22 protein-coding genes, 1 tRNA gene and 1 pseudogene are annotated in these 26,945 nt (G+C 46.0%); 17 read left to right on the top strand and 7 right to left on the bottom strand.

Going from position 1 to position 26,945, the window contains the following annotated elements; all coding sequences use genetic code 11:
• Positions 1–20: 20 nt before the first annotated feature.
• Together rhuM and NNC77_RS08280 are read right to left on the bottom strand one after the other, a co-directional pair.
• Positions 21–1,408: pseudogene (gene rhuM, locus NNC77_RS08285) on the bottom strand (RhuM family protein).
• 366 nt (positions 1,409–1,774) lie between these two features.
• Positions 1,775–1,849, bottom strand: a tRNA-Arg gene (locus NNC77_RS08280).
• 241 nt (positions 1,850–2,090) lie between these two features.
• Here NNC77_RS08280 and NNC77_RS08275 point away from each other — a divergent pair.
• From NNC77_RS08275 to NNC77_RS08255, 5 genes are all read left to right on the top strand, one after another.
• Entirely contained in the window at positions 2,091–5,324 is a 3,234-nt protein-coding gene (locus NNC77_RS08275; protein WP_254970362.1) for a S41 family peptidase, read from the top strand.
• A gap of 245 nt (positions 5,325–5,569) precedes the next feature.
• A complete protein-coding gene (ftsY, locus tag NNC77_RS08270; RefSeq protein ID WP_117728375.1) occupies positions 5,570–6,523 on the top strand; it encodes a signal recognition particle-docking protein FtsY in 954 nt (317 codons plus the stop codon).
• A 3-nt stretch (positions 6,524–6,526) separates the two neighbouring features.
• Positions 6,527–7,828 carry a 30S ribosomal protein S12 methylthiotransferase RimO gene (gene rimO / locus NNC77_RS08265; RefSeq protein ID WP_022121781.1) on the top strand — a complete coding sequence of 434 codons (1,302 nt, stop codon included), beginning with the start codon at positions 6,527–6,529 and terminating at the stop codon, positions 7,826–7,828.
• A 57-nt stretch (positions 7,829–7,885) separates the two neighbouring features.
• Entirely contained in the window at positions 7,886–8,176 is a 291-nt protein-coding gene (locus NNC77_RS08260) for an HU family DNA-binding protein (RefSeq protein WP_006846479.1), read from the top strand.
• The gene (locus tag NNC77_RS08255; RefSeq protein WP_254970363.1) at positions 8,173–9,612 is read left to right on the top strand and encodes an HU family DNA-binding protein; all 1,440 of its coding nucleotides are present in this window, start codon (positions 8,173–8,175) and stop codon (positions 9,610–9,612) included. The genes NNC77_RS08260 and NNC77_RS08255 overlap by 4 nt, the downstream gene beginning before the upstream one ends.
• Positions 9,613–9,691: 79 nt before the next feature.
• On the opposite strand, the gene NNC77_RS08250 is transcribed toward NNC77_RS08255, so the two are convergent.
• From NNC77_RS08250 to radA, 3 genes are all read right to left on the bottom strand, one after another.
• Complete coding sequence (locus tag NNC77_RS08250; RefSeq protein ID WP_254970364.1) at positions 9,692–10,816, bottom strand: redoxin domain-containing protein; 1,125 nt, start codon at positions 10,814–10,816, stop codon at positions 9,692–9,694.
• Positions 10,817–10,892: 76 nt separating this feature from the next.
• Positions 10,893–11,546 carry a 7-cyano-7-deazaguanine synthase QueC gene (gene queC, locus NNC77_RS08245; protein ID WP_022121784.1) on the bottom strand — a complete coding sequence of 218 codons (654 nt, stop codon included), beginning with the start codon at positions 11,544–11,546 and terminating at the stop codon, positions 10,893–10,895.
• 45 nt (positions 11,547–11,591) lie between these two features.
• Positions 11,592–13,076 carry a DNA repair protein RadA gene (radA, locus tag NNC77_RS08240; protein ID WP_254970365.1) on the bottom strand — a complete coding sequence of 495 codons (1,485 nt, stop codon included), beginning with the start codon at positions 13,074–13,076 and terminating at the stop codon, positions 11,592–11,594.
• A 324-nt stretch (positions 13,077–13,400) separates the two neighbouring features.
• Here radA and NNC77_RS08235 point away from each other — a divergent pair, with 324 nt between their 5' ends.
• From NNC77_RS08235 to NNC77_RS08215, 5 genes are all read left to right on the top strand, one after another.
• On the top strand, positions 13,401–14,648 hold the full coding sequence (locus NNC77_RS08235; protein ID WP_022121786.1) for a phosphoglycerate kinase: 1,248 nt from the start codon (positions 13,401–13,403) through the stop codon (positions 14,646–14,648).
• Between the two features lie 242 nt (positions 14,649–14,890).
• Positions 14,891–16,585 carry a putative transporter gene (locus NNC77_RS08230; protein ID WP_117693730.1) on the top strand — a complete coding sequence of 565 codons (1,695 nt, stop codon included), beginning with the start codon at positions 14,891–14,893 and terminating at the stop codon, positions 16,583–16,585.
• Positions 16,586–16,808: 223 nt separating this feature from the next.
• Complete coding sequence (locus NNC77_RS08225) at positions 16,809–17,837, top strand: OadG family protein (RefSeq protein ID WP_117728351.1); 1,029 nt, start codon at positions 16,809–16,811, stop codon at positions 17,835–17,837.
• Positions 17,838–17,842: 5 nt separating this feature from the next.
• The gene (locus tag NNC77_RS08220; RefSeq protein ID WP_022121789.1) at positions 17,843–18,328 is read left to right on the top strand and encodes an acetyl-CoA carboxylase biotin carboxyl carrier protein subunit; all 486 of its coding nucleotides are present in this window, start codon (positions 17,843–17,845) and stop codon (positions 18,326–18,328) included.
• A gap of 124 nt (positions 18,329–18,452) precedes the next feature.
• Positions 18,453–19,601, top strand: a complete 1,149-nt coding sequence (locus NNC77_RS08215) for a sodium ion-translocating decarboxylase subunit beta (protein WP_022121790.1) — start codon at positions 18,453–18,455, stop codon at positions 19,599–19,601.
• Positions 19,602–19,719: 118 nt separating this feature from the next.
• On the opposite strand, the gene NNC77_RS08210 is transcribed toward NNC77_RS08215, so the two are convergent.
• Complete coding sequence (locus NNC77_RS08210; RefSeq protein WP_117586356.1) at positions 19,720–20,523, bottom strand: DUF4738 domain-containing protein; 804 nt, start codon at positions 20,521–20,523, stop codon at positions 19,720–19,722.
• A 45-nt stretch (positions 20,524–20,568) separates the two neighbouring features.
• The gene (gene rfbC, locus NNC77_RS08205; RefSeq protein ID WP_254970366.1) at positions 20,569–21,123 is read right to left on the bottom strand and encodes a dTDP-4-dehydrorhamnose 3,5-epimerase; all 555 of its coding nucleotides are present in this window, start codon (positions 21,121–21,123) and stop codon (positions 20,569–20,571) included.
• Positions 21,124–21,301: 178 nt separating this feature from the next.
• Here rfbC and NNC77_RS08200 point away from each other — a divergent pair, with 178 nt between their 5' ends.
• The 7 genes from NNC77_RS08200 (at position 21,302) to NNC77_RS08170 (ending at position 26,922) form a co-directional block, all read left to right on the top strand.
• On the top strand, positions 21,302–22,381 hold the full coding sequence (locus NNC77_RS08200; RefSeq protein ID WP_437183279.1) for an SPOR domain-containing protein: 1,080 nt from the start codon (positions 21,302–21,304) through the stop codon (positions 22,379–22,381).
• A 106-nt stretch (positions 22,382–22,487) separates the two neighbouring features.
• On the top strand, positions 22,488–23,024 hold the full coding sequence (locus NNC77_RS08195) for an FHA domain-containing protein (RefSeq protein ID WP_006846465.1): 537 nt from the start codon (positions 22,488–22,490) through the stop codon (positions 23,022–23,024).
• Positions 23,025–23,253: 229 nt separating this feature from the next.
• Positions 23,254–23,892: an imidazole glycerol phosphate synthase subunit HisH gene (gene hisH, locus NNC77_RS08190; RefSeq protein ID WP_117586359.1), complete on the top strand. Its 639-nt coding sequence runs from the start codon at positions 23,254–23,256 to the stop codon at positions 23,890–23,892.
• 16 nt (positions 23,893–23,908) lie between these two features.
• The gene (gene hisA / locus NNC77_RS08185) at positions 23,909–24,625 is read left to right on the top strand and encodes a 1-(5-phosphoribosyl)-5-[(5-phosphoribosylamino)methylideneamino]imidazole-4-carboxamide isomerase (RefSeq protein ID WP_117728359.1); all 717 of its coding nucleotides are present in this window, start codon (positions 23,909–23,911) and stop codon (positions 24,623–24,625) included.
• 60 nt (positions 24,626–24,685) lie between these two features.
• Positions 24,686–25,465, top strand: coding sequence for an imidazole glycerol phosphate synthase subunit HisF (gene hisF / locus NNC77_RS08180; protein ID WP_118140298.1), 780 nt, complete (start codon positions 24,686–24,688; stop codon positions 25,463–25,465).
• 61 nt (positions 25,466–25,526) lie between these two features.
• Positions 25,527–26,174 (top strand): bifunctional phosphoribosyl-AMP cyclohydrolase/phosphoribosyl-ATP diphosphatase HisIE, encoded by a 648-nt coding sequence (gene hisIE, locus NNC77_RS08175; RefSeq protein ID WP_117728361.1) that lies wholly within the window; start codon positions 25,527–25,529, stop codon positions 26,172–26,174.
• 31 nt (positions 26,175–26,205) lie between these two features.
• On the top strand, positions 26,206–26,922 hold the full coding sequence (locus NNC77_RS08170) for a cell division ATP-binding protein FtsE (protein ID WP_022121797.1): 717 nt from the start codon (positions 26,206–26,208) through the stop codon (positions 26,920–26,922).
• Positions 26,923–26,945 lie beyond the last annotated feature (23 nt).

The following is a 26,945-nucleotide window of genomic DNA, read 5'->3' as shown; positions in this document are numbered from 1 at the left end:
TCAAGCGCCATACTCAACCCCTATTCTTTTGGATCAATGTCAAATGGAAGCAATGGAGTATCATCATCATTTCCACTATTGAATCGGTCGAAATCCGAGATATAGGAACGATCTTGAATAACCTTATATTTCTCATACGCAGAATAAGCCTTTTCTCTGGCTTCTTCTTGCAAAACCTTACCTGCACTACTCTTAGCATCATAGTCCATAGTTTCAAGCAACAGCTTCAGGCGATTCTTCCAATCCTCCATCGTAGTAACAATGTGTCGTCTTGCACGAGATTCTGCGAGATCCAGGAAACTTGTTGTTATTGCGTTGAGCTGAGACAATTCTTCATCAGAAAGATAGTTCTTTGCCATATCGTATCAGATTTCTGAACTCTTCCATCCGGTGCTTTCTTCCATGTAGTCAAGCCCATGTGAGGCATTTCCGCATCAGCTCGCTCATAGACGATCTCGGCTGCCGTATGATTGGTAACCGCCAGGTGCATCATATTCTGCACCATCTTATAGAAGAGTTTGGTACTTTCAGCCTTTGCATCATAATCTGCACTACACTCTGCATAAATATCAGTTATCTTCTGGTAGTATCTGCGTTCAGAAGTGCGGATTTCACGGATACGTTCCAGCAAATCGTCAAAATAATCCTTGCCGAAGTGCTTACCTTGTTTCAGACGTTCATCATCCAAGACATAACCCTTAATGATGAACTCCTTCAATACAGAAGTTGCCCATATACGGAATTGGGTTGCCTGATAGCTGTTCACTCGATAACCAACAGCGATGATAACATCAAGATTGTAGAACAATGGAGCACGCTCAACATCACGCTCTCCCTCCAGTTGAACTTGTTGAATTTTTCTACAAGTTGCCTCTCTTTGCAATTCACCAGACTCATAAATCTGAGAAATATGATAAGTGATAGTTGCTCTATCAACACCAAATAAAGCAGCCATCTTTTTCTGTGACATCCAAAAAGTTTCGTTGTTGAAAATCACTTCAATGCGAGTCTCACCCTGTGCAGTTTTATACAGTAAGATATTGGATTCCAGTGAGTTCCGCATAAGTTCGGTTGTAGATACGGATTGAGAAAAATAGGCTCTTGCCTGCTTCACCAATAACTTCCTTGAATCAGCATTCTCAGAAATAATCATACAGGCCATACGGGATAGATGGAAAGCTTCGACCTTGCGAAACGATCCACTACCCAGCTTAACCATTTCAACCACGTGGTTGAATTGGTCATCTATATCCATACCTTTTTCACTGGCAACCTTGATTGCTTTGTCTATTACATTCTGGAATTTCCAATATCCCGAATAGCCCATCGCATTACAAAGTTCGCGTGAACTCCAGTATTCTTTCCCGTTATCATCCACTTTCCGAATTTCTTCGAATGTCGGACGCATGTCAGGCACATTATCATCAGGGAAACAGGCACCGAGGTACTTATCACGATGATCACCTCCTATGGACTTGCGCCGGGCGGCTGTAAAACGTTATCACTTCACATGGTAGTGTTTATTCGAGAGCCGACATTAGCGCTTTTTGATAACACATTTGTAACACACATGGATGATTTCTCAACACGTCAAATTCATAACATATTGATTAACAGCTATTTACAAAAAGAGTACATAAAAGAGGAATAAGTGATAAAATATATTTAAAAACAAAAAAAGAACAACAGAGATAAGTACCTATGAATAAGTAACTTACTACTATTGTTCTCTCACGCTATTTTTGTACAAATAAGTTTCATTTTGCCTATTTTGTGATTCCGTTGGGGTTCGAACCCAAGACCCACAGCTTAGAAGGCTGTTGCTCTAATCCAACTGAGCTACGGAACCAACACTTTTCAAATCGCAAAACAGCTAACCAATAACGCAATCAGCCACTTTTCTTATTTGCGGCTGCAAAGGTACATATATTTTTTGAATACACCAAACTTTTTCTCACTTTTTTCTTTTTTTATGCTTAAATATCGCAAAAAATAACTACCTTTGCATCCGTACGAAGCAAGAACAGCATTCTAGCTCCTAAAGAAAAAGAGATTTTTATAACGCATATTGAAACATAAAACATACGCAAATGAAAAAGTTAATCTTTTCGGTAGCTCTGTTCTCGGCAGCACTCTCTGCCAGCGCAGAAGACCATCCGCTCTGGATGCGCTACCCTGCCATCTCGCCCGATGGCACAACTATTGCCTTCGCTTATAAGGGCGACCTCTACAGTGTTTCTGTCAACGGCGGTGAATCACGACAGCTCACAACCCATGCAGCCTTCGATTCGCATCCTGTATGGAGCCCTGACAGCAAGAAAATTGCCTTTCAGTCTAACCGCGAAGGAAGTCTCGACATCTTCGTAATCGATGCAAAAGGCGGTGCTCCTACCCGACTCACTACCAACAGCGGCAGCGAAACACCTATCGCCTTTGCTGACAACGACCATGTGCTCTACTCAGCCAGTCTGCAGCCTACAGCCCAGAGCATCATCTTCGGCGACAACACATTTCCACAAGTATATAAGGTAAGCACCAAGGGCGGAAGACCGGAACTCTTCTCTACCCTCACCATGGAGAATATCAGCATCGCCAAGAACGGCGACATTCTCTACCACGACAAAAAGGGATACGAAGACCCTTGGCGCAAACACCAGAAATCACCTATCGCACGCGACATCTGGCTGAAGAGTAACGGAAAGTTTGCCAAGCAGACTACCTTTGCCGGCGAAGACCGCTCGCCAGTATGGACATCAGACGAGAAATCATTCTTCTATCTGAGCGAACAGGACGGCACATTCAATATCTACCGCCGCAGCCTCAACAGTTCAAGCGACAAGCAGATTACCCACCACAAAGGCAATCCGGTAAGATTCCTCACTGCATCCAGCGCCGACCTGCTCTGCTACGGATATGATGGCGAAATCTATACCGTGAAAGAAGGTGGAGAGCCTCAGAAGGTGAACATCTCCATTACAACAGATAACGATGCTCCAAGCCTCGTACGTCAGATTAAAAGTTGGGGAGCAACAGAGATTTCCGTTTCGCCAGACGCCAAGGAAGTAGCTTTCGTGATGCATGGCGACGTATACGTAACTTCTGTGGAATACACCACTACCAAGCGCATTACCGACACACCGCAGCAGGAGCGCGACCTGAGCTTCTCGCCAGACGGCAGAGCCCTGGTCTATGCAGCCGAGCGCAACGGCGTATGGCAGATTTACCTGTCTAAGATCAAGAACGAGAAAGAAAAGAACTTCACCTACGCTACCGATATCGAGGAAGAGCAGCTGGTGAAAACAGGCATTACATCGCAGTATCCTCAATACTCTCCTGACGGCAAGGAAGTGGCTTTCTTCGAAGACCGCGCTGCACTCCGCATCGTCAATCTGAAATCGAAGGAAATCCGCACCGTGCTCGATGGCAAATACGTCTACTCTTACAGCGATGGAGACATCGCTTTCGAATGGTCACCAGACAGCAAATGGCTCCTTTCAACCTATATCGGCAACGGCGGCTGGAACAACCAGGATATTGCGCTGGTAAAGGCTGACGGCAAAGAGGTTCACAACCTGACCAATTCCGGCTACAGCGACAGCAACGGCAAATGGGTGCTCGACGGCAAGGCAATGCTCTTCCAGAGCGACAGAGCCGGCTACCGCAGTCATGGAAGCTGGGGAGCTGAAGACGACGCCTACATCATGTTCTTCGACCTGGACGCCTACAACCGCTTCAACATGAGCAAGGAAGAAATAGAACTGGCTGACGCCAACAAGGACGAAAAGGAAAAGAAGGAAGACGAAAAGAAGGAAGAGGCCAAAAAGAAGGCTGACGAAAAGCAGAAGAAGACCGGAAAGATAGAGGTGGAAAAAGTGAAGCCACTGGAGCTGGACATCGAAAACTGCCGCGACAGAATCGTACGCCTCACCGCAAACTCTTCGCACATGGGCGATGCTGTCCTCTCTAAAGACGGCGACAAACTCTACTACCAGGCAGCCTTCGAGGATGATTACGACCTCTGGCAGCACGACCTGAAGGACGGCTCTACCAAGCTCGTGATGAAGGGCGTAGGCCAGGGCAACCTGCAGACAGACAAGGATGTGAAGAACCTCTTTATCTGCAACGGAAGCAGCATCAAGAAGGTGGATCTGAGCGGATTCAGCACCAAGAACATCAGCTTTGAGGCTAACTTCAACTATAAGCCAGCCGAGGAGCGCCAGTATCTCTTCGACCACGTATGGCGACAGGTGAAAGACAAGTTCTACGACCCTAAGATTCATGGTGTTGACTGGGAAGGTTACCGCAAGACCTATGAGAAGTTCCTGCCTTACATCAACAACAATTTCGACTTCCAGGAGATGTTGAGCGAAATGCTTGGCGAGCTGAACGCTTCGCATACAGGAGCCCGCTACTACGCTTCGAACAGCGCGCTTACCACCGCCAATCTGGGTGTCTTCTTCGACCCTCAGTATCAGGGCGACGGCCTGAAGATTCAGGAGATTATCAAGCGTGGTCCTTTCGATGTGAAGAATACGGGCGTTACAGCCGGCAGCATCATCGAGAGCATCGACGGCGAGGAGATTAAAGCTGGAATGGACTACTTCCCATTGCTAGACGGAAAGGTTGGCAAGAATGTACGACTCGGCATCAGAAACGCCAAGGGCAAGAAGATGGAGGTTACGGTGAAGGCTATCTCTCAGGGCAAACTCAACAACCTGCTCTACAAGCGATGGGTAGACCGCAACCGCGCTTTCGTTGACAGCATTTCGGGCGGACGCATCGCTTATGTTCACGTTAAGGCGATGGATTCGGAGAGTTTCCGCACCGTTTACAGCGAACTGCTGAGCGACAAGAACCGAAACAGAGACGCTGTAATCGTAGACGAGCGCCATAATGGTGGCGGCTGGTTGCACGATGATCTCTGCACCCTGCTCAACGGCAAGCAGTATCAGGAGTTTGTGCCTCACGGCAAGGTCGTTGGCCGCGATCCGTTCAACAAATGGGTGAAGCCATCTTGCGTCATGATCTGCGAGAATGATTACAGCAATGGTCATGGTTTCCCATGGGTTTACAAGGAACTCGGAATCGGCAAGCTGATTGGTGCTCCTGTAGCAGGAACCATGACAGCCGTATGGTGGGAAACGCTGATGGACAACACGCTGGTATTCGGTATTCCTCAGGTAGGCTGCCGCGACATGCGTGGCGTGTTCGGCGAGAACACCCAGCTGAACCCAGACATCGAGGTTTACAACAGTCCGGAAGATTTCATCAATGGCCATGATACCCAGCTCGAAAGAGCCGTAAAGGAAATGATGAAGAAATAAACAGAACGCCCTGCAAGGGTCCAGAAGCCAAACCGCTTCTGTCCCTTTGCAGGGCGAATTGTTTTTGTATCTGACAACATTATTTATTAAACCTTATTAACCCACAATATCGGCGAAAACCCTTCTGTCATGACATAAAACCCTCTAAATCTTTACTTTTTTTCTTGAAAAGGGCGAAAAAGCAAGTGAAAAAGCCATAAAATAAAAAAAAATGAGTATCTTTGCAGAAGATAAAAAACAAGATTATGGGATTATTCGGATTATTCAGCAACAAAAAGAAAGAAACTCTCGATAAGGGACTTGAAAAAACCAAGGAGAGTGTGTTCGGCAAACTGGCGCGCGCCGTTGCCGGAAAGTCTACCGTCGATGATGATGTGCTCGACGATCTCGAAGAGGTACTCATCACCTCAGATGTAGGTGTAGAAACCACGGTCAAGATTATCCGCCGCATCGAAGAACGTGTGGCCCGCGATAAATATGTTTCAACCAGCGAGCTCAACCGCATTCTGCGCGAGGAAATCGCCATTCTCCTCTCCGAGAATCACAGCGATGACCTGGCAGACTGGGATCTCCCTGCCGACCATAAGCCTTACGTTATCCTCGTAGTAGGCGTAAACGGCGTGGGCAAGACAACCACCATCGGCAAGCTGGCTTACCAGTTTAAGAAGGCTGGCAAGAAGGTTGTTCTGGGAGCTGCCGACACCTTCCGTGCCGCTGCCGTAGAGCAGATTTGCATCTGGGGCGAGCGCGTGGGTGTGCCTGTAGTGAAACAGCAGATGGGAAGCGACCCGGCAAGCGTGGCGTTCGACACCCTGCAGAGCGCCAAGGCAAACGGCGCCGACGTGGTGCTCATCGATACGGCAGGCCGACTGCACAACAAGGTGAACCTGATGAATGAGCTCAAGAAAATAAAGGAAGTGATGAAGAAGGTAATGCCTGAGGCACCAGACGAGGTAATGCTCGTGCTCGACGGAAGTACCGGGCAGAATGCATTCGAGCAGGCTAAGCAGTTCTCTGCAGTAACCAACATCTCCTCGCTCGCCATCACCAAGCTCGACGGAACCGCTAAGGGCGGCGTTGTCATCGGCATCAGCGACCAGCTCAAGGTGCCTGTAAAATACATCGGACTGGGCGAAGGTATGGAAGATCTGCAGCTCTTCAACAAGACAGAATTCGTAGACTCGCTCTTTAAAAATTAGAAAATGAAGAAAAATCAGATAGATATTATTACCCTGGGCTGCTCGAAGAATCTCGTAGACAGCGAGTTGCTGATGAAGCAGTTTGAGGCAAACGGCTACCATTGTGTTCACGATTCCAAGCGCCCTCAGGGCGAGATAGCCGTCATCAATACGTGCGGATTCATCGAGGATGCAAAGCAGGAAAGCATAGACACCATCCTGGAGTTTATCCAGGCTAAGGAAGAAGGCCGACTCAGAAAGCTCTACGTAATGGGCTGCCTCTCGCAGCGCTACCAGAAGGAACTGGAAGAAGAAATGCCCGAAGTGGATAAGTTCTACGGCAAATTCAACTACAAGCAGCTTCTGCAGGAACTCGGCAAGGCGGAAGTTTCATCCTGCAACGGCCAGCGTCATCTCACCACACCGCGCCATTATGCCTACATCAAGATAGCTGAGGGCTGCAACCGCCACTGTGCCTACTGCGCCATTCCTATCATCACCGGCAAGCACGTTTCCCGTCCGAAGGAAGAGATTCTGCAGGAGGTGCGCGAACTGGTAGCTGAAGGCGTAAAGGAGTTTCAGATTATCGCTCAGGAACTCACCTACTACGGCGTAGATATTGACGGCAAGCATCATATTACCGAACTCATCAGCGAGATGGCTGATATTCCGGGCGTGAAATGGATTCGCCTGCATTACGCTTATCCAAACCAGTTTCCTATGGATCTTCTGGACGTGATGCGCGAGAAGCCAAACGTATGCAAATATCTCGACATTGCCCTCCAGCACATCAGCGACCACATGCTCACCAGCATGCATCGCCACGTAACGAAGCAGGAAACCATCAATCTGTTGAAGGCTATCCGCGAACGCGTGCCAGGCATTCACATCCGCACTACGCTGATGGTTGGTTTCCCAGGCGAGACAGATGAGGATTTCCACGAGCTCCTCGACTTCGTACGCGAACAGAGATTTGAGCGCATGGGCGCCTTTGCCTACTCTGAGGAAGAAGGAACCTACAGCGCCACCCACTACGAAGACAATGTGCCTGCCGAAGTAAAACAGCGCCGGCTGGACGAACTGATGATTCTGCAGCAAGACATCAGCTCTGAGATTGAGGCAGATAAGGTGGGCAAAACCATGACCGTTATCATCGACCGCAAGGAAGGCGATTACTACATCGGACGAACAGAGTTCTGCTCTCCGGAAGTAGACCCTGAGGTTCTGATCCGTGCCGATGAGAAGCGTCTGCGCGTGGGCTGTTTCTACCAGGTAGAAATTACTGCAAGCGAAGAGTTTGACCTCTATGGCAAGGTGGTGAAATAATCTTTCTCTCTCCCATAGCCTGGAGTTTTAGAAAAATTGACTACATATTAAATAAATATGAACAATAAGGAATACATCGCTGAACTGGCTCAGCAAACCGGCTATTCGCAGGAAGACACCCAAAAGTTGGTGCGCAAGGCGATAGACGCTATGATTGCCGAGTTTGAGGATGGAGAAGCTGTCTCTATCCCCAATTTTGGCACCTTCGAAGTGAAGAAGCGCATGGAGCGAGTGGTGGTTAATCCTACTACCAAGAAGCGCCAGCTGGTGCCGCCTAAGTTGGTGTTGGGTTTCCGACCGGTTGCTTCGGTCAAGGAAAAACTAAAGAATGGAGGGGATGAGCAATGAGCAAATTCAGTTTAAATACACTCGGAAAACTGCTTGCAGATAAAAGCGGGCTGAGCCAGGTGGAAGCAGAACTCTTCATCCGGAAGATGTTTGATGTGTGCAACCAGGGACTAGATGCCGACAAGCAGGTGAAGATAAAATGGCTGGGCACCTTTAAGGTACAGGCCACGAAAGACCGTGAAAGCATCAATGTGAACACGGGCGAGCGCTTCACCATTGAAGGCAGAGACAAACTCACCTTCACGCCTGACAACATCCTGAAAGAAATCGTGAACAAGCCATTCGCCCAATTTGAAACGGTGGTGGTAAATGACGGCGTAGATTTCGATGAAATAGATGAGAAGTTTGGAGAAGAACAGACAGAAGATGCTCCTGCACAAGTAATCGATTTTCTGGACGAAGAAAAAACTGCAACTCCAAATCCGGAGGTTGTCGTAATCGGATCTGAAAAGGAAAAAGAAAAAGAAGCCGAAGACGAACTGGCAAAGCAAATTGCTATTGAACAAGCTAAACTGGAAAGATTAAAACAAGCCCAACTGGAGCAGGAAAGAATACAGAAAGAAAAGCTTGAAAAAGAAAAGCAAGAGCAGGAAAGACTGGAACAAGAAAGACTGGAACAGGAAAGACTGGAACAGGAAAGGCTGGAGCAGGAAAGGCTGGAGCAGGAAAGGCTGGAGCAGGAAAGACTGGAGCAAGAGAAGCTTGAATTAGCCCAGCAACAGCAAGCCCTGAAAGCAGTTGTTGAACCTGCAGTACCTGCATCAGATGAATCTGAAGAAGAAGAGGAGGAAGAAGAATCTCCCAATTCTCATCATATTGTTATTCCTCGCTATCTGGTTGTTGCAGTCTGTCTCATCGTAGTAGCTTTGATTGGCGGAATGGGATGGTTTGCCTTCAACTATGGTCAGATGACTGCCCAGCGCGATCATCTAGCCATGCAGCTAAACCAGTATCACCAGGCTCCAGCCAAGAAAGTCCCAGCCAAACCAGCTGCCGCCCCACTCTCTCAGGAACAGAAACTCCGCCAGAAAGCGATGGAAGACAGCATCCGTATGGCTAAAACTGCAGAAGCAGTAAAACTGGCTGAAAAATCGGATGAGGAAAGTGCTAGCGCTGAAAAAGCTAAGCAGGCTGAAGCAAAAGCTAAGGCTGAAGCGAAAGAAAAGGCTAAAGATAAAGCCGAAGAAAAGGCTACTTCGAAAATAGCATCATCCCAGTATGACAAGGATGCTCGCGTACGCACGGGAGCTTACCGAATCATAGGAGTTGCCCAAACCGTTACGGTTGGCGCCGGTCAGACCCTCGAACAGATCAGCACCCGCTATTTAGGTTCTGGCATGGAATGCTACGTAGAAGCCCTGAATGGTACAAGCACCGTAAAGGCCGGACAGAAAATCAAGATTCCGAAACTGGAATTGAAAAAGAAAAAGAAGTAAAATACTGAACAAACAAAAAATCGCCCTGTAAGAGCAAATATAATTTTGCACTTACAGGGCGACATTGTTTTATGTAACATTACTTGCCCAACACTTCATCAAGCAAAGTGTAGAAAGCAGGATCCTCGCCAACGATGGTCTTGATAATCTTACCATTAGCATCAATCACAATCTTTGTAGGGAAACCCTGAACAGCGTAATCGCTGAGAACCTTGCTGTCCTTCGGATTGTAAACATGAATCCATGGCAACTGGTGCTTCTCAACAGCAGCCTTCCACTTAGCCTCTGTATCATTACAATCTACACCAAGAATTTCAAACTTACCCTTGTACTTCTCGTAATACTCCTTCATCTTAGGCATTCCCTTGATGCACCATCCGCACCATGAACCCCAGAAATCGAGAACTACAATCTTACCGCGAAGGCTGGAAAGCTTGAAATCATTTCCTTTAATATCCTTCAGCGTGAAGTCAGGAGCCTCAACACCGGCAGCCTGCATCTTCTTTGCCTTCTCCTCAGCCTCAGCACGCTTCTTAGCCATATCAATCATTGGCTGGTAGAAAGCCTTCATTCTGCCGTTCTTTACATTCTCAGAGAGCAAGCCCAGCAGTTTCTCCATCTTGCTGACATCATCAAACTGCTCTATGATAGTAGCACAAGCCTCATAATCAGGATGCTGTTTTACGAAATCGAAAATCTTATCGTCCTTTGCCTTTTGCAGGGCAGGAGCCTTCTGCTCATATTCAGCCATGATGGTCTGCTGGGTCTCACCATTCTTGATTCTCTGGTTCAGGGAAGCTTCGTAATCTCTCAACTCCTTATTAGCATTCTCCAGCAGAACATCTACTTCATGATACTGCTGATAGAACTTAGAACCCGAAATATCGAAGCGGGTCTTTGCATCGCCCTTAACTTCAGCCTTCTCGCCAGGAACACAAGGCAGATTGAACATAAACTGACCTGCGCCACGATAAGCTTCAGGTGAGAGGAAAACGTATCCGGCTGCCTTATCAAGGTTTGCAGAATAGGTAAACTTGCCATTCTTCACCAAAACCGTATCCATCTTAACATTTCTGCCCTTGTAAACAAGTACAGAATCGGAATTGAAATTCTTCAAATCCACCTTCAACTGGAAGTTGCTCTTCTGAGCCATCGCAACAGTTGATGCAAGCATCAACGCCGCAGATAAAATCGCTGTTTTCATTTTTCTTTTATTATATTTATTCTGATTACACCTTATTATATATAGGGAACGAAGAACGCCTGGTTCGTCGCCATCCTTATTCTTCATACTCAGTAGTATCCTCAATACCCGCCTCGGCCAAAGCCTCCTTACGCTCTACGCAGGTTCCGCATTTGCCACAATGCTTCTCTCCGCCCTTATAGCAGCTCCAGGTTTCAGCATAGTCAATGCCCAACTTCTTACCTATCTCAGCAATCTGCCCTTTGGTAATATTCGTATAAGGAGCCACCACGCGCACATCGACGAACGTTCCTGCTTCAGCAGCCTCATCTATCGCCTTGATAAACTCCGGACGGCAGTCTGGGTAAATCGTATGATCGCCACCATGGTTCGCGATGAAAACTTTCTTCAGATTATTACTCTCAGCAATGCCGATGGCAATGCTCAGCATGATTCCATTACGGAAAGGAACCACCGTACTCTTCATATTATCAGCAGCATAATGACCTTCAGGAATCGCATCGGCACCTTCAAGAAGAGAACTCTTGAAATACTGATGCATGAACCCCAAATCTATCGTAATATGCTTGATTCCCAAACGCTCACAATGCATCTTGGCGAAAGGAATTTCACGCTCGTTATGATTACTTCCATAGTTAAAACTAATGCCGAGTGCAATCTCGTCTTTCTTATCGTAGAGCAGCGTGATGCTATCCATGCCGCCGCTCACAATGATTACTGAATCCTTCATTTTACTTTGAATTTTTAACTTTGAACTGTATGATTACTTTTTACTTCACCCGAACAGGCAGCGGAATGCTTCTTCCACCTTCCTTACGGGATGAATTTCTATCTTATATTTCTTATGGTCGAAACCATGATTGTTGTATTTCGGGATGATAATGTGCTGGAATCCCAGTTTTTCAGCCTCAGCAATACGCTGCTCGATGCGGCTCACCGGACGGACTTCACCGCTCAGACCTACCTCGCCTGCCATACACCAGCCTTGCTCGATAGGCGTGTCAACATTGCTGCTCAATACGGCTGCCAACACACTCAAGTCCATGGCTGGATCGGTTACTCTCAATCCTCCGGCAATATTCAGGAACACGTCCTTCTGCATCAGCTTGAACCCCACACGTTTCTCTAGAACCGCCAGGAGCATGTTCAAACGGCGTTGGTCAAAACCCGTTGCCGAACGCTGCGGAGTTCCATAGGCTGCTGTTGAAACCAAAGCCTGCGTCTCTACCAGGAACGGACGAACACCCTCGATGGCTGCGCTGATGGCAACACCCGAAAGCCCGTCATGATCTTCAGTAAGCAGCAACTCTGAAGGATTGCTCACCTGTCGAAGTCCGCCTTGCATCATCTCGTAAATTCCCAACTCAGAAGTACTTCCGAATCGGTTTTTGATGCTTCTCAAGATGCGGTACATATAATGCTGGTCGCCCTCAAACTGAATCACCGTATCTACGATGTGTTCCAGAATCTTTGGGCCGGCAAGCGTTCCCTCCTTATTAATATGTCCTATCAGAATAACCGGAATACCACTCGTCTTGGCAAATCGGAGCAGGGAGGCTGCACACTCGCGAACTTGGGAAACAGAACCCGGCGAACTGTCTACTTCTTCCGTAGCAACAGTTTGGATAGAATCTATAACTATCAGCTGTGGAGCCACTTCCTGAATATGACTGAAGATTTTCTCCAACTGCGTTTCGCAGAGAACCGTAATATGATCAAAGGCTCCTTCTGATGAAAGAGAAACCGTTTTCTGTGTGTCCGCAGAAGAACCCTCTCTGAGCATCGCCTGTCCTTTAGCCAATCGGTCGGCACGGAGTTTAATCTGATGAGCACTTTCCTCTCCGCTCACATACAGGATGCGGCGGTCAGTCATGTTCAGAATAGTCTGCAAGGTGAGCGTACTCTTACCGATTCCCGGTTCACCGCCCAGGAGCGTAATGCTGCCAGGAACCATTCCGCCACCCAGCACACGATTCAGCTCCTCGTCCCTCATATCGATGCGCGGTTCATCAATCGCAGAAATATCGCGAAGCTTCATCGGCGCAGCGTCATGCTCGCTGTGCTGCCCGCCAAACATCGTGGCAGCCCCACCATGACGCATGGTCATTCCGGCATTCTTCGCAGCCTGCGATCCGGAATCGGCAGCAATACGAATTTCCTTAAATGTATTCCATTGTCCGCAGCTAGGACATTTGCCCATCCATTTGGCACTTTCCTGTCCGCAATTGCTGCACACAAAAGCAATCTTATCTTTCGCCATTTTATCTCATTTATATGTAATAACGTTTTAACTGCGCACAAAGGTACTATTTATTATCGAAAAATCCAAAAAAAAAGTAATTTGTTAAGAATATATTTCATTTCTCTCCATTTTGTTTAACAAATCAGGCAGAAGGAAGCGCAAAACACGAATTTTGCAAACCCGATATAGCAAACAGACGATTTCATCTACTAAAAATCATAAAAACCGCTACTATATTTTGCTGATTCAAATATAATTTGTATCTTTGCCTTCGGTTTTTGAAACCAGCAGAAAGGTTTAGAACAATAAATTAGTACATAAACTAAATAAAATTTAGGTAAAATGAAAATTGAAGATTTTAACTTTGCCGGTCACAAGGCAATCGTGCGCGTTGACTTCAACGTGCCATTGGATGAAAATGGTAATGTAACAGACGACACTCGTATCCGCGGTGCCCTTCCTACATTGAAGAAGGTACTTGCAGACGGCGGTGCGCTCATCATGATGAGCCACATGGGTAAGCCAAAGGGCAAGGTTAAACCAGAGCTTTCTCTCTCTCAGATTGTTAAGAACGTATCAGACGCTCTCGGCGTAGACGTTAAGTTCGCTAAGGACTGCGGTAACGCTGATGCTGAGGCAGCTGCCTTGAAGCCAGGTGAGGCTCTCTTGCTCGAGAACCTCCGCTTCTATCCAGAAGAGGAAGGCAAGCCAGTTGGCGTAGAGAAGGGTACTCCAGAATTCGATGCTGCAAAGGCTGAGATGAAGGAGCGTCAGAAGAAGTTCGCTGCCAAGTTGGCTTCTTACGCTGACGTATATGTAATGGACGCATTCGGTACAGCTCACCGCAAGCACGCTTCTACAGCTGTCATCGCTGATTCTTTCGACAAGGATCACAAGATGCTCGGCTTCTTGATGGAGAAGGAAGTTAAGGCTGTTGACGCAGTTCTCGGCAACATCAAGCGCCCATTCACAGCTATCATGGGTGGTTCTAAGGTTTCTACTAAGATCGGTATCATCGAGAACCTGTTGACTAAGGTTGACAACCTGATTCTCTGCGGTGGTATGACTTATACATTCTCTAAGGCTCTCGGCGGCAAGATCGGTATGTCTATCTGCGAGGATGACAAGCTTGACGTTGCTCTCGACGTAATCAAGAAGGCTAAGGAGAACGGTGTAAACCTCGTACTCGGCACAGACTCTATCTGCGGTGACGACTTCAAGAACGATTGCAATACTCAGGTTTGCCCATCTAACAACATCCCTGACGGTTGGGAGGGTATGGACGCAGGTCCTGAGACTCGCAAGGCTTTCGCAGCTGCCATCAAGGGTGCCAAGACTATCCTCTGGAACGGTCCTGCAGGTGTATTCGAGTTCGACAACTTCGCTGGTGGTTCTAAGGCTATTGCTGACGCAATCGCTGAGGCTACTAAGGAAGGTGCATTCTCACTCATCGGTGGTGGTGACTCTGTAGCTTGTATCAACAAGTTCGGTTTGGCTGATCAGGTATCTTACATCTCTACAGGTGGTGGTGCTCTCCTCGAGGCTATCGAGGGTAAGGTATTGCCAGGTGTAGCAGCTATCGAGAAGTAATCTCATGTCAAAAAGAAAGCCATTTGCAAAAAGGGCTTGATTTTTTACAAGAAAAAATAGGTTGGAGGGCATCCTATGTGATGTCCTCCAATTTTCAGTTTTAACTGAATCCCTAATAATCTACAGATTCTCTCTATAAACAGAACTGTATCTTTCAATTAAAACAAGCAACAGAAAACATAAATTCTAAAATTATTTGGTAAACTACAAGGAATATAATTTTCTGATTTTAAAACGAATACATGGATTGGATTGTTAATCTCTTCACCAATACCGAGTCGGTGGCTCACATCGCCCTACTCTACGCTATCGTGATAGCTATTGGTGTTTACCTCGGAAAAATAAAGATTGGCGGCATTTCGTTAGGTGTCACCTTCGTTCTCTTCGCAGGTATTTTGGCTGGCCACGTTGGCTTCACCGGTCCAAAGGAAATTCTCACATTCGTGCAAGACTTCGGCTTGATCCTCTTCGTCTTCATGATTGGTCTCCAGGTAGGACCTGGCTTCTTCGAGAGTTTCAAGAAAGGTGGTGTTACGCTCAACATGCTTTCGGCTAGCGCTATTCTGCTCAACATCCTCGTGATGTTTGGTTGCTATTATCTCTTCTTTGATACGAGCAACCCTAACAACTTGCCTATGATGGTAGGTACTCTCTATGGTGCGGTTACCAATACTCCGGGTCTTGGTGCTGCCAACGAGGCTTTGCTCAGCGTCTTCCCTAATGGTGCTCCAAGTATTGCCAATGGTTATGCTTGTGCTTATCCTCTTGGTGTGGTGGGCATTATCGGTGCTACTATCCTTATCAAGTACATCTGTAAGATTAATACTGCTGATGAGGAAGAACAGCTTAACGAAGAAGATGCTGCAAACCCACACGCTAAGGCCCACAACATGCACTTACGCGTGGAAAATGCTTATATTACAGGCAGAACGCTGAGAGAAGTTTCAGAATTCTTGAACCGTGACATTGTATGTTCACGACTGCTCCACAATGGCGAGGTGAGCATTCCTAACAGCAAGACTAAGTTTGAGGTTGGAGACGAATTGCTCGTTGTATGTGCAGAGGCTGATGCTGAAGCCATCAAGGCTTTTATCGGACCAGAGGTTGAAGCTGAATGGGACCGCGAGAAGGATGAAGTACAGCACTTTGTTTCTCGCCGTATCATCGTTACCCGTCCGGAAATGAACGGTAAGACCTTGGGTAAGATGCACTTCTCCAGCGTATACGGCGTTAACGTAACCCGTATTTCCCGTCAGGGAATGGACATTTTTGCAGGCAGAAACCACCACTTCCACGTAGGTGATAAGATTCTGGTTGTAGGTCCTGAAGAGAATGTGAACCGTGTGGCTGAAATCATGGGTAACTCTGTAAAGCGCCTCGATGCGCCTAACATTGCCACTATCTTCGTAGGCATTATGGTAGGTATTATCTTCGGTTCTCTCCCATTTGCCATTCCGGGAATGCCGGTGCCTTTGAAGTTGGGTATTGCTGGAGGTCCGCTTATCATCGCCATCCTCATCGGCCGTTTCGGCTATCGCATGAAGCTGGTAACTTATACGACGACTTCGGCTAATATGATGCTGCGAGAAATAGGACTTGTACTCTTCCTGGCGAGTGTGGGAATCAAGGCTGGTGCCGGATTCTGGGACACAGTAGTACAGGGTGACGGTTTGAAATATGTGGGATGTGGTTTCCTCATCACCGTTATTCCTATCCTCATCATCGGTACGATTGCCCGGCTGAAGTTTAAATTCAACTACTTCACCATCATGGGTATGCTCGCCGGTACTTACACAGACCCTCCTGCATTGGCTTATGCAAATGCTTCTTGCTCAAAGGAGGCTCCAGCTGTAGGATACTCTACGGTTTATCCATTGAGCATGTTCCTCCGTATCTTTACAGCCCAGATAGTGGTGCTGTTCTTCTGCGGAGCGTAAGACTTACAAAAGTTAACAAAACAACTGGAAATAGTTATAAATTATAAAAGAGGTGCACAAAGACAAAAATTTGTGCACCTTTTTTGTTGTCTTTTCAGAAATTCTTCGTACCTTTGAGCACAAGAAACAAACCTAATGAATCTACTAGGAACAGCTATCGTTCCTATATGATGCAGATTTTTTCGAAATATGAAACAATAACCCTATAAACGTTAGTAAGCGTATGAAGAAATTGGGATTTCTGATAACCATGCTAGTCATCACGTCCTTGCCCGCTTGGAGTCAAGGAGCCAAAAGTATCCGTATTACGGAGGTGATGACCGACAACCGTACCAATCTTGTAGATGAGTACGGGCAGCACAAACCATGGGTGGAATTGAGCAATTCCTCCTTTACCACGTATAATGTGCGTGGTATGTTCCTAACCACCGACCGAAGGGTTCTCGACAAGAAAATGTCGCCTGAAGCTCGCCGACAGCTGATGTGCCCATTGCCTAACAATGAACCACGAACCACACTGGGAGGCAAGAAGAGCATCGTTATCTTCGACAGCAGTTCCTGGTACCAGGATGGCAGGAACGGACAACATTGGAAGGCAAAGAATTCTTCCAACTCGGGACCTTTTCATCTCAATCTTATTCTACAGGAAAAGATGCCCAACTGGATAGCACTCTATGACGGAAATGCCGTTGACCTGATAGACTCCGTAAGCGTACCAGTGTTGGCTGCCGATGAGAGTTTTGAACTGAGTAAGGACTTCAAGACATGGGAGAAAGCCATTGCCGGATCAGTAACTCCAGGCTATCTGCCTCAAAACACAGGTTTGAGTAAAGCCCAGCAATTGAAGAAAAGCGACCCATACGGAATAGGAATCGCCGTACTTTCAATGGGAATCGTATTTGCCTGCCTTGCTCTCCTCTTCATCGTGTTCTGGGTTTTCGGAGCCTACATGAAACATAAACAGCGCATCGCCCGTGCTACTGAGAAGCACGCCACCTTATTATATAAGACAGGAAAGAAGACCATCGAGGTTACTCAAGACCTCAGTCATAAGACCAACGTGATTCTGAAAGATGGTTTAGAAACCAAGGGTATTGATAAGGAGATTTACATGGCAGTCATCTCCCTTGCACTACAGGAATATCTGGAAGATGTTCACGATGTAGAACCAGGCATTATCACCATCAAGCCAAAACAGACCAGATGGAATGCTCCGAAATTCAACAACAACAATAACAACGTTAAAATATAGAAACTATGGCAAAGTACGAATATAAGGTTAAAGGCGTAGATTACGTCGTTGAAATACAGGATATTGAAGGCAATATCGCCAATGTAACCGTGAATGGAATTCCATTCGAAGTGGAAATGAAACAGCCGGTTAAGAGCAGTAAGCAGAAAGTAAAGTTAACTGATGGACAAAACAACATTTCTGCCAGCTCTGTTGCAAGCGCAGGTTCTGCTGCAGGTTCAAGTTCTGCAGCAAGTTCTGATTCTGCTTCATCAAGCAAACAGGCAACTCCTGCTGCAGGCAAGCCAGTGGTAGCCCCTCTGCCTGGCACTATCAACGAAATCAAGGTGAAAGTCGGTGACAAGGTGAACACAGGCGATACTGTTGTCGTTCTCGAAGCCATGAAGATGCAGAACAACATCGATGCAGAAACTTCGGGAACCATTACCAGCATCAACGTGAACAAGGGAGACGCAGTAATGGAAGGAGACACGCTTGTTACGATCGCGTAATAAGCTGTTTAGACAAAAAGCTAAAGATTACTCTTCCAATCAAAAGACTAATCATAAAGTTCAATGTTCAACTTTCAAAGTTCAAAGTAAATCAATGTCTAACTTTCAAAGTTCAAAGTAAATTATGGATTTCATCATACAAAACTTCAATGAGTTTCTTACCTTTACGGGCTTTGCCAACGCCTCGGCAGGAAACCTCATCATGATACTGGTGGGAGCACTCTTTATCTGGCTCGCCATCAAGAAAGATTTTGAGCCGCTGCTCCTGGTTCCTATCGGATTGGGAATCATTCTTGGCAACATTCCATTCCGTGCCGATGCAGGACTCGAAATAGGTTTATACGAAGACAACTCCGTTCTGAACATCTTCTACCAGGGAGTGAAACAGGGCTGGTACCCGCCACTCGTATTCCTGGGCATTGGAGCCATGACCGACTTCTCTGCGCTCATTTCCAACCCGAAGCTCATCCTGATTGGAGCCGCTGCCCAATTTGGAATCTTCGGCGCCTACATGATTGCACTGGCTCTGGGATTCGAACCTAACCAGGCAGCCGGCATTGCCATTATCGGAGGAGCAGACGGACCAACCGCCATCTTCCTGAGCAGCAAACTGAGTCCGAACCTCATGGGAGCCATTGCGGTTTGCGCCTACTCTTACATGGCACTGGTGCCTGTAATCCAACCACCTTTGATGCGACTGCTTACAACCAAGAAAGAGCGCGTCATCAAGATGAAACCGGCACGTCAGGTTTCACAGACCGAAAAGATTCTCTTCCCTATCATCGGTCTGCTTCTCACCACCTTCATCGTTCCATCCGGTTTGCCATTATTAGGAATGCTGTTCTTCGGAAATCTTCTGAAAGAGAGTGGAAAGACAACCCGACTCGCCAAGACTGCAAGCAGCAGCTTGAATGATATTGTCGTTATCCTCCTCGGCCTGACCGTAGGCTGTTCTACCCAGGCTTCAGAGTTTCTGACATTAAACACCATCAAAATCTTTGCTCTCGGTGCTCTTGCTTTCATCATCGCATCGGCAAGCGGAATCTTATTCGTCAAGCTGATGAATCTCTTCTTGCCAAAAGGCAAGAAACTGAACCCACTTATCGGAAACGCCGGAGTGAGTGCCGTACCAATGAGTGCACGCATCTCCAACAACCTAGGTCTGGAATACGACCGCCACAATTTCCTTCTCATGCACGCCATGGGACCAAACGTTGCGGGAGTCATCGGTTCTGCCGTTGCAGCCGGAGCTTTGCTGGGATTCTTCAATTAAAAGTTGAGCCACCAAGCTATCCCTCCAGGATAAGCACATAAAAAAGAATCGCCCTGAAAGGACAAAAGCATCTTACATCCAATGCTTTCCCTTTCAGGGCGACTTTTTTATTTCTTTTTTAGCTCTTAACCCGCATTCTCATTTTTCCTTCAAAGGAAATGATAACCTCAACCTGATAACTCAAACTGCTGTCAGGCATTGCCAGAACAGCAAGATAATGAATGCCAGATTCATCTATCTTATTGAATACGATGTCGCTCAATATAGACTGGTCCAAGAAAGAAGCAGGAACCTGCTTATCGAAATCCTTCTTATGAAAATCACGAGAGAACAGACAGTTGGCACCATGATAAACATGCAAGTTCACAATATTATCATAATAAACATTGTCTACCTCAACACCATCATCATTATAAGAACTCTTGTAGACCTTATAACTTGTTGGGTTAACCTGTACGTAGAGATGATATTTCTCATCGCCCCTTACAACCACCGTATCACGTTTAATCAGCGTATTCTGATTCAGCGCCACGGAAGCATGGTTGTGGATGAACTGCTGCAAATAAGACTTATCTTCCGTCTTCACCAGCTTAACCACATCCCCATTCTGCACTTTAAACTGGAAAATATGCTCAGCCTGTTTTACGATCGGATATTTTGCAATATTAGCACCCTTCATTACAAGCGTATCGCCAGCAATGTAGAAGTAGACAGGCTGACTGGTTGAATCAGGATAATAAATCGTATCGCCTTTTACGCGGAACGCCACATCATCCTCATCGTCATCGTTCAGCCAAATGCCTTGCAACATCTTCTTAGCCGCAGTATCTTCCTTCACTTCCTGTTGCTTTTCGGCCTTCTGCCCACAAGCAACAAGAGTCAAGATACAACTGAGCAGCCATAAATTAACTATCTTTTTCATGATGAGTTCTTTAAATAAATTAATCGGTAAAAGCTGATGCCAATTCTACTCGAAATAATCAGCCTCATCGAAAGACTTTGCTTTGGTTCTGTCTTTTTCTGACGTAAGCACCTCAACTCCTTCAATAGGCCATTTTATTCCGATAGTAGGATCATCCCAATGAATACCGGCTTCGTAATCAGGAGCATAAACATTATCTACTTTATAAGTAAAGATGGCTTCGTCACTCAGTACCAGGAAACCATGGGCAAAACCGCGAGGAATGAAAAACTGTCGTTTGTTCTCTCCACTCAGTTCAACCATTACATATTTACCGAAAGTCTTACTGCCCTTTCTCAAGTCAACAGCTACATCCAGCACGCGGCCTTTGATGACACGCACCAACTTAGCCTGCGAGAATTCACCTTTCTGATAATGCAAACCTCTGAGCACACCACGAGCCGACATAGATTCATTGTCTTGCACAAACTCCACATGCCCTCCAACGTGAGCATCAAAGTCAGCCTGCTTCCATGCTTCAAAGAAATAGCCGCGAGCATCATCAAATACCCGAGGTTCTATCAGCCAGACTCCTTCAATTTCTGTCTCTGTATATTTCATTGATTTATACCTTATTTATTTTAGGCACAAAGGTAATACTTTTTCCCGAAACGACAAAACAAATTAGACTTTTTATGATTTCATCGAAAATTTTCTCTATTTTCTGTTGGTCATTTCCGAAAAAATCACTACCTTTGCAAACGTGAATAGACTAGAAAGACATATAGAGATCCTACTTTTGAGCAACGATTGCGTGATTGTCCCAGGATTTGGTGGCTTCATGGCTCATCATGTAGATGCGCGTTACGATGGCAGAGACAGCATGTTTTTGCCACCGCTGAGAACTATTGGCTTTAACCCACAGCTCCAGATGAACGATTCTCTCCTTGCACTTTCGTATGTTGAAGCATACGACATCAGCTATCCGGAAGCTTTGAACCGCATTGCTGATGAGGTGACAGAGATGCGTCAGACTCTGGAGAATTCAGGAAAATTTGAACTGAATGATATTGGCACCATCATATTGAACGAAGACGGAAATTATACCTTCGAACCATGCGAGGCGGGCATTCTTACTCCTGAGTTGTATGGTTTGGGCGGCTTAAACATGCTCCCACTCGCACAGATTTCTGCAGAAGAGGTTCAGAAGACTGAAGATTCTGCTGCTTCAATCATTGAAATGCCAGCAAAGACAGTAGAAAACAATCGTACAGAAAGCGAAGTCAAGAATCAGGATAGTAACCAGAAGATGGAGAGTAGACTCTCTGTCAACAATTCTGTGTTCGTTAACGAAGAAGAAGAAGAATCAAATGCCGAATTCATCAGCATCAAGAAGAGCTGGTTGCGCAATATTGCAGCAGCCTGCATCGCTCTCATTGCATTCTTCACCTACTCTTCTCCATTGGGACCCCCAACCGTTCAGAAGAGCCAAATTGACACAGGTATGTTGAACCGCATCATGCCTAAGGAGATCAATAAAGTTGCTCAACCTCAAGAACTGGTTCTTAGTACAGAATCACAGGCAGAAGAGAGCATTCCTGCCAAGTCTGTCAACATGGCTCAGGACAACGAATTGCAAACAGCTTCTTCTTACTACAGCATCGTTTTGGCAAGTCGTGTTACCAAGCGCAATGCAGCCTGCTATGCTGAACTCCTCCAGAACAAAGGATTCAAGGAAGCTAGGGTGTTGATTACGGATAATAATGTGAAAGTTATATACGGAACATACTCTACCGAGGGCGAAGCTTATACTGCTCTCAACCGTTTACACAACTATGATGCTTTTACTGACGGCTGGATTACGAAAGTGAAAGAATAGTTGATAGTTAAGAGTTTATAGTTTATAGCTAGAACAAAGAGCAAGGAGTATCGGAAACTTCTACAACACATTATTATAATAAAGACAGAAAAGTAAGAAAAAGAATATGAAAAGAGTACGTTGTCCTAAATGCGATAATTTTATCACCTTCGATGAGACCAAGTATCAGGCAGGTCAGAGTCTCGTTTTCGTTTGTCCTAATTGCAATAAGCAGTTTGGCATCCGAATGGGAGTTTCCAAGCTCCGCGAAACTCGCAAGGAGGAAAAACTTGACGAGAATGCCAACGAGAAGGGATACGGTTCTATCGTTGTCATCGAGAACGTATTCGCTTACAAACAGGTCATCCCGCTGCAGTTAGGCGACAACATCATCGGCCGCTACATGAAGAACAGCGGAATCAACTGCCCTATCGAAACCGTAGACCCAAGCGTTGACATGAACCATTGCGTAATCAATGTTAGCCGCGACAAGAAAGGCAAATTGAAATACGTACTCCGTGATGGACCAAGTTATACAGGAACTTTCGTTGACAATGAAATTCTGGGCGACAGAGAACGCCGCGTTATCGAAGACGGAACCCTGTTCACCATCGGAGCAACTTCTATCATTCTCCGCACAGCAGACAGTGAAGAAGAAAACTAAGAAGTTTCGATTATCAAAATAAACACTTCAAAAGGAGCAATTAGATGTTGGTTTACATCCAATTGCTCCTTTTTCACTTAACGAAAACGTAAAATCCCGCCATATTTCTAACTTTCTGAAAGAAATCTACTATATTTCGTAATCTTTTTGCTTTTATTTTCTTTAAATTAAAAGAAAATGTGTACCTTTGCATCGGAATATAAGAAATAGAAATGAATTACGTTAGGTTATGGATGTAGCAATCGTAAAATATAATGCCGGAAATATCTATTCCGTAGTCAACGCCATGAAGCGTTTAGGCATCGAACCTGTACTTACAGATGATGCAGAAATGCTCCAGAAGGCTGACCGCGTTCTCTTCCCTGGACAAGGCCAGGCAAGAGAAGCAATGGAATATCTGAAGGCTCATCAGCTTGATCAAGTAATCAAGAACTTGAAGCAACCCGTCCTGGGCATTTGTGTAGGACAGCAACTCTTGTGCCGCCATTCGGAAGAAGGTGACGTAGATTGCATCGGAATCTTTGATGTAGATGTAAAGCGATTCCAGCCTCAGAAACACGAAGACAAGGTGCCTGCTATGGGCTGGAATGAAATCTATGATTTGAAGACTGACCTTTATAAGGGGTTCGGAAACAGAATGGATTCTGACTCAGACAAGTCTACCGCTGATGCGCTGCTTCATCCCTACTCCTATTTCGTACATAGTTATTATGTGCCACTCTGCGAGGAGACCATTGCCAAGGCAGAATACATTCTTCCTTATAGCGCATCGCTCCACAAAGACAATTTCTATACCTGCCAGTTCCATCCGGAAAAGAGCGGAAAAGTGGGAGAACAGATTTTAAAGAACTTTTTAGAGATAAAATAAAAGAGGAAATACTAATATGATAGAATTAATTCCAGCTATCGACTTGATAAATGGCCAGTGTGTTCGTCTTACCAAAGGCGATTACGACCAGAAGAAGGTTTACAATGACAATCCTGCCGAGGTTGCAAAACAGTTTGAGCAGATGGGCTTCAAACGCCTTCATGTAGTAGACCTCGATGGAGCCAAGTCAAAGCACATCGTAAATGATGCGGTGTTGAAGGCTATTACCACAGAAACCTCTCTCGTGGTAGATTTCGGTGGCGGAATCAAGACCGAAGAAGATATTGAGAAAGCTTTTGCTGCGGGAGCAAGCATGGTTACAGTGGGCAGTATTGCCGTCACCAATCCTGAACTCTTCATGCAATGGCTAGACAAGTATGGAGCCGACCGCCTGATTCTGGGAGCCGATGTAAGAAACGGAAAGATTTCTATCAACGGATGGAAAGAAGATTCTTCTGAAGATCTCCTTCCTTTCCTGAAAAAGTACATCGATAAAGGAGTACGCTATGTTCTCTGCACAGAAATCAGCAAAGACGGAACGCTGCAGGGACCTGCCATAGAACTCTACAAAGAAGTAATGGCTGCCTATCCTCAACTGCATCTTATCGCCTCAGGCGGAGTGAGTTGCAACGAAGACATCGAAGCATTGGAAACTGCAGGAATTCCTGCCGTAGTATTTGGAAAAGCTTTCTACGAAGGGAAAATCGATGTTAAGAAACTAGTTAATAGTTAAATAGTTGACAGTCAAAAAGTTTATAGTTAGGAGTTAAGTAATCATAAAGTTCAATGGTCAATGGTCAAAGTTCAAAGTAACAAAGGATTAGCTAAACGAATCGTTCCTTGTCTTGATGTAAAGAACGGCGAGACGGTAAAGGGAACCAATTTCGTAAACCTTCGCAGCGCTGGTGACCCGGTAGAACTGGGAAAAGCTTATAGCGATGCTGGAGCCGATGAACTCGTATTCCTTGATATTACAGCGAGTTTCGAAGAGCGCAAAACCTTTACGGATATGGTAACCCGTGTGGCTGCCGAAATCAATATCCCATTTACTGTGGGAGGTGGAATCAACGAACTCAAAGATGTTGACCGCCTGCTCAACGCAGGAGCTGACAAGGTTAGCATCAACAGTGCTGCCATCCGACATCCGGAGCTCATCGATGAAATTGCCAACCATTATGGCTCACAGGTTTGCGTATGCGCCATTGATGCACGTCTCGATTCTGACGGCTGGCACTGTTATGTAAAAGGCGGAAGAGAACGGGTGGAACTAGGATTGTTTGACTGGGCTAAGGAAGTGGCCGACCGGGGTGCCGGTGAAATTCTCTTTACCAGTATGGATCATGACGGTGTGAAACAGGGATTCGCAAACGAGGCCCTCGCCCGTCTTGCTGAAGAAGTAAGCATTCCTATCATCGCCTCAGGAGGTGCTGGAAAGATGGAGCATTTCCGCGATGCTTTCACCCAAGGCAAGGCAGATGCTGCCCTGGCAGCCAGCGTGTTCCACTTTGGCGAGATTGCCATTCCTGACCTCAAGAAATACCTGAGAGAAGAAGGAATCAACGTGAGAATATAGAACACGTAAGGATACTGAGACACGTGAATATAATAATGTAAGAAAATAAAAACAAGATAAAATGGAAATAGATTTCGAAAAATTAGGCGGACTGGTTCCTGCCATCATCCAAGACGCAGTTACAAAGAACGTCTTGATGCTTGGTTTCATGAACCAGGAAGCATACGATAAGACAATAGCAACCAAAAAGGTAACATTCTGGAGCCGTTCACGCAACTGCCTCTGGACAAAAGGTGAAACATCAGGTAACTTCCTGAATCTCGTTAGCATTCAGAACGACTGCGATAACGACACCTTGCTGGTTAAGGTTCACCCAGATGGTCCAACCTGCCACAAAGGTACAGACACCTGCTGGGCAGAAGAGAATACACTCAACCCAATCCTCTTCCTCTCAGAGCTTCAGGACTTCATCAACAAGCGCCACGAAGAAATGCCAGAGGGAAGCTACACTACCAGCCTCTTCAAGAAAGGCGTTAACAAAATGGCACAAAAGGTTGGAGAAGAAGCTGTTGAAACCATTATCGAAGCCACAAACGGAAACAACGAGAAACTCGTTTACGAGAGTTCAGACCTTCTCTATCACCTCATCGTACTGCTCACAAGCAAAGGCTTGAGAATAGAAGATGTAGTGAAAGAACTTCAGATGCGTCACGATCCGGAATGGGATAAGAAACGCCGCGTTGCCAAGAGTAAGGGCGAAATGAAATAATAAACCAACATTAAGGAGAAAAAAATAGAAGATGTTAATAGATTATCAGAACGTCAGCATATATCAGGCCGACAAGTGCGTGCTCCAAAACATCAATTTCCATATTGACGAAGGAGAATTCGCCTACCTTATTGGAAAAGTCGGCTCTGGTAAAAGTTCGCTATTAAAGACACTTTATTGCGAACTAGACCTTGTAGAAGGCGAAACCGAGAAGGCTGAAATTCTCGGCAGAGACCTCAAAACTATCAGGCGAAAGGAGATTCCGGCTCTGCGCAAGGAATTGGGAATCATCTTTCAGGATTTCCAGCTGCTACACGACCGCACCGTTCGCAAGAACTTTGAATTCGTACTCAAGGCAACAGGCTGGAAAAACAAAAAAGACAGAGAAAAGCGTATCGAAGAGGTGCTCAACGAAGTAGGCATGATTGATAAAATCGACAAGATGCCTCATGAGCTCTCAGGTGGTGAGCAGCAGCGTGTAGCCATCGCCCGCGCCATTCTCAATAATCCAAAAATCATCATCGCCGATGAGCCTACAGGCAATCTCGACCCAGAGACTGCCAGCAACATCGTGAGTCTGCTAAAAGACATCACCAAACAAGGCACAGCTGTTGTGATGACAACCCATAACATCCCGATGCTCGACAAATTCCCAGGCATCGTTTACCGCTGTAAGGAAGGTGTGCTCTACGACGTAACCAACGAGTACAACCACATCGACCTCACAGAGGATGGAGAAGATAATTAAGTAAAATAATTAAATAAAATTAC

Source organism: Segatella copri, from assembly GCF_024330485.1.
GTDB lineage: Bacteria > Bacteroidota > Bacteroidia > Bacteroidales > Bacteroidaceae > Prevotella > Prevotella copri_L.
Note: the sequence above shows the minus strand (reverse complement) of the source record. Positions and strands in the feature narration are given on the sequence as shown.

What these genes read in the sequence shown, in the direction of transcription:
- ftsY (WP_117728375.1), top strand. Translation starts at nt 5,570, where the DNA reads ATGGGATTATTCGGATTATTCAGCAACAAAAAGAAAGAAACTCTCGAT.
- NNC77_RS08170 (WP_022121797.1), top strand. Translation starts at nt 26,206, where the DNA reads ATGTTAATAGATTATCAGAACGTCAGCATATATCAGGCCGACAAGTGC.
- hisA (WP_117728359.1), top strand. Translation starts at nt 23,909, where the DNA reads ATGATAGAATTAATTCCAGCTATCGACTTGATAAATGGCCAGTGTGTT.
- NNC77_RS08195 (WP_006846465.1), top strand. Translation starts at nt 22,488, where the DNA reads ATGAAAAGAGTACGTTGTCCTAAATGCGATAATTTTATCACCTTCGAT.
- hisIE (WP_117728361.1), top strand. Translation starts at nt 25,527, where the DNA reads ATGGAAATAGATTTCGAAAAATTAGGCGGACTGGTTCCTGCCATCATC.
- NNC77_RS08225 (WP_117728351.1), top strand. Translation starts at nt 16,809, where the DNA reads ATGAAGAAATTGGGATTTCTGATAACCATGCTAGTCATCACGTCCTTG.
- NNC77_RS08230 (WP_117693730.1), top strand. Translation starts at nt 14,891, where the DNA reads ATGGATTGGATTGTTAATCTCTTCACCAATACCGAGTCGGTGGCTCAC.
- NNC77_RS08250 (WP_254970364.1), bottom strand. Translation starts at nt 10,816, where the DNA reads ATGAAAACAGCGATTTTATCTGCGGCGTTGATGCTTGCATCAACTGTT.
- NNC77_RS08220 (WP_022121789.1), top strand. Translation starts at nt 17,843, where the DNA reads ATGGCAAAGTACGAATATAAGGTTAAAGGCGTAGATTACGTCGTTGAA.
- rimO (WP_022121781.1), top strand. Translation starts at nt 6,527, where the DNA reads ATGAAGAAAAATCAGATAGATATTATTACCCTGGGCTGCTCGAAGAAT.
- queC (WP_022121784.1), bottom strand. Translation starts at nt 11,546, where the DNA reads ATGAAGGATTCAGTAATCATTGTGAGCGGCGGCATGGATAGCATCACG.
- hisF (WP_118140298.1), top strand. Translation starts at nt 24,686, where the DNA reads ATGGTCAAAGTTCAAAGTAACAAAGGATTAGCTAAACGAATCGTTCCT.
- NNC77_RS08275 (WP_254970362.1), top strand. Translation starts at nt 2,091, where the DNA reads ATGAAAAAGTTAATCTTTTCGGTAGCTCTGTTCTCGGCAGCACTCTCT.
- hisH (WP_117586359.1), top strand. Translation starts at nt 23,254, where the DNA reads ATGGATGTAGCAATCGTAAAATATAATGCCGGAAATATCTATTCCGTA.
- NNC77_RS08260 (WP_006846479.1), top strand. Translation starts at nt 7,886, where the DNA reads ATGAACAATAAGGAATACATCGCTGAACTGGCTCAGCAAACCGGCTAT.
- NNC77_RS08210 (WP_117586356.1), bottom strand. Translation starts at nt 20,523, where the DNA reads ATGAAAAAGATAGTTAATTTATGGCTGCTCAGTTGTATCTTGACTCTT.
- rfbC (WP_254970366.1), bottom strand. Translation starts at nt 21,123, where the DNA reads ATGAAATATACAGAGACAGAAATTGAAGGAGTCTGGCTGATAGAACCT.
- NNC77_RS08235 (WP_022121786.1), top strand. Translation starts at nt 13,401, where the DNA reads ATGAAAATTGAAGATTTTAACTTTGCCGGTCACAAGGCAATCGTGCGC.
- NNC77_RS08215 (WP_022121790.1), top strand. Translation starts at nt 18,453, where the DNA reads ATGGATTTCATCATACAAAACTTCAATGAGTTTCTTACCTTTACGGGC.
- radA (WP_254970365.1), bottom strand. Translation starts at nt 13,076, where the DNA reads ATGGCGAAAGATAAGATTGCTTTTGTGTGCAGCAATTGCGGACAGGAA.
- NNC77_RS08255 (WP_254970363.1), top strand. Translation starts at nt 8,173, where the DNA reads ATGAGCAAATTCAGTTTAAATACACTCGGAAAACTGCTTGCAGATAAA.